Genomic DNA, 2,150 nt, shown 5'->3' on the forward strand with positions numbered 1-2,150 from the left:
TGAAGGCGGTGAAGTCGGAGGCGCGGGCCGCCTGCTGCATGTTGTGGGTGACGATGCAGATGCAGTACTCGTTCTTCAGCTCGTCGATCAGCTCCTCGATCTTCGACGTCGAGATCGGGTCGAGCGCCGAGGCCGGCTCGTCCATCAACAGTACAGACGGATTAACCGCGATGGCGCGCGCGATGCACAGGCGCTGCTGCTGACCGCCCGAAAGGCTCAGCCCGCTCTGGTTCAGCTTGTCCTTGACCTCGTTCCACAAGGCCGCCCGGCGCAAGGCCTGCTCGACACGAGCGTCCATCTCGTCGCGCGGCAGCCGCTCGTAGAGGCGGATGCCGAAAGCGATGTTGTCGTAGATCGTCAGCGGGAAAGGCGTCGGCTTCTGGAAGACCATGCCGACCTTGGCCCGCAGCAGATTGAGATCGATGCCGGGCTCCAGGATGTTCTGGCCGTCGAGCAGGACTTCACCGCTCGCCCGCTGCTTCGGGTAGAGGTCGTAGATCCTGTTCAGGATGCGCAGCAGGGTGGACTTGCCGCATCCGCTCGGACCGATGAAAGCCGTGACCTTGCGGTCGTACAGCGGAACCGAGATGCTCTTGAGAGCTTCGAACTGACCGTAGAAGAAGCTGACGTTCCGGATCGACATCTTCTCCGTCAGTTCGCCGGCCTGTGCTGCGCCGACGGGCAGCGCACCGGCCGACGAACTGGCCGACTTACCGGCCGTCGAACCGGTGGTCACGTAGGAGCGGACATTCTTCTGCATTGTCGTCAGCGTCCTTTGGAGCCGAGCCCCGCCAGCAGGCGGGCGGTGATGTTGATGATAAGGATCGTGACGGTGATCAGCAGGGCACCGGCCCAAGCGAGATCCTGCCAGTCCTGGTAGGGGCTGAGCGCGAAGCGGAAGATGACGACCGGCAGGTTCGCCATCGGCGCGTTCATGTCGGTGCTCCAGAACTGGTTGCTGAGCGCGGTGAACAGCAGCGGCGCCGTTTCGCCGCTGATGCGGGCGACGGCCAGCAGGACGCCGGTGATCATGCCGCTGCGCGCGGCGCGGTAGGCGATCAGCACGATCACCTTCCAGCGGGGCGCCCCCAGGGCGGCGGCCGCTTCGCGCAGGCTGGCCGGCACGAGGTTCAGCATGTCCTCCGTCGTCCGAACCACCACCGGGATGACGATGACCGACAAGGCGACGGCGCCGGCCCAAGCCGAGAAGTGGCCCATCGGCACGACCATCACGCCGTAGATGAACAGGCCGATGATGATGGACGGTGCGCTCAGCAGGATGTCGTTGATGAAGCGGATCGTCTGCCCCAACGCGTTCCCGCGTGAGTATTCCGCCAGATACGTCCCTGCCATGATGCCGATGGGCGTCCCGATCAGCGTCGCCAGCAGGGTCATGATGAAGCTGCCGTAGATCGCGTTGAGCAGACCGCCGGCGATGCCGGGCGGCGGCGTGCTGAGCGTGAAGATGTCGGCGCCCAGGGCGGTCAGGCCGTTGTAGAACAGCGTCCACAGGATGGCGACGAGCCAGAACAGGCCGAAGGCCGCCGCTGCCATGGAGAATCCCAGGGCGATGCGGCTGGTGAGACGGCGGCGTGCGTAGAGATTCATGACGGTCAGCCCCCTGCCCGCTTCTGCATCCGCATCAGCATGATCTTGGCGATCGCCAGGACGGCGAAGGTGATGAAGAACAGGATCAGGCCCAGCGCTATCAGCGACGATATGTAAAGCTCGCCCACGGCCTCGTTGAACTCGTTGGCGATCGCCGCCGATATCGTCGTCCCGGGAGCCATCAGAGTCTTGCCGATCCTGTGGGCGTTACCGATGACGAACGTGACGGCCATGGTCTCGCCCAGCGCCCGGCCAAGGCCGAGCATGATGCCGCCGATGACGCCGACGCGGGTATAGGGCAGCACCACCTTCCAGACGACTTCCCAGGTCGTGGCGCCCAGCCCGTAGGCCGATTCCTTGACCATCGGCGGCACCGTCTCGAAGACGTCGCGCATGATCGCGGTGATGAAGGGCAGCACCATGATCCCGAGGATCAGGCCGGCGGTGAAGATGCCGATGCCGTAGGGCGGCCCGGCGAAGATGTGGCCGATCAGGGGAAGCTGGCCGACGGTGTCGATCAGGAAAGGCTGGAGCGTCTGCTG

General features: G+C 64.7%; 3 protein-coding genes. All 3 read right to left on the bottom strand.

The features are described from left to right. Positions 1-760: phosphate ABC transporter ATP-binding protein (locus AC5JJ6_RS10805; protein WP_496042037.1), on the bottom strand; the 760-nt coding region annotated here is incomplete at its 3' end. A 5-nt stretch (positions 761-765) separates the two neighbouring features. Continuing rightward, the gene (gene pstA, locus AC5JJ6_RS10810) at positions 766-1,608 is read right to left on the bottom strand and encodes a phosphate ABC transporter permease PstA (RefSeq protein ID WP_496042038.1); all 843 of its coding nucleotides are present in this window, start codon (positions 1,606-1,608) and stop codon (positions 766-768) included. A gap of 5 nt (positions 1,609-1,613) precedes the next feature. Further along, positions 1,614-2,150 (bottom strand): ABC transporter permease subunit (locus AC5JJ6_RS10815; RefSeq protein WP_496042039.1); only part of this gene is annotated, 537 nt, incomplete at its 5' end.

It is taken from the genome of Skermanella sp. (assembly GCF_059503625.1).

What these genes read in the sequence shown, in the direction of transcription:
- pstA (WP_496042038.1), bottom strand. Translation starts at nt 1,608, where the DNA reads ATGAATCTCTACGCACGCCGCCGTCTCACCAGCCGCATCGCCCTGGGA.